The sequence below is a fragment of the Desulfosporosinus burensis genome (assembly GCF_054657535.1).
Window position 1 is genome coordinate 1 of record NZ_BAAHYN010000125.1, and the last position, 213, is coordinate 213.

General features: G+C 35.2%; 1 protein-coding gene. It reads right to left on the minus strand.

The genetic code is table 11. From position 1 onward, the window contains the following. Positions 1 to 9: 9 nt before the first annotated feature. The coding region (locus ACYQ3Q_RS28680; protein WP_459931768.1) for a hypothetical protein at positions 10 to 213 on the minus strand (204 nt) is incomplete at its 5' end.

The window sequence follows — 213 nt, forward strand, 5'->3', positions numbered from 1 at the left end:
AACTGGACTTCAACCATAAGTGCCCTTTACTATCAACAAACCCGGTAATTTAGCCACTTCTTGATCTTCATGTAGTATAGACTTATGACGAAATAATAAGTAAATATTGGCTAAAATATATTGATATTGAAAGGTTTTTCCTCTATAATAGTAGTGTAGACTACTAGGGGGGATCACTTTGTTTGTAAAAGTTACGCCTCGTACCAAGAGTGG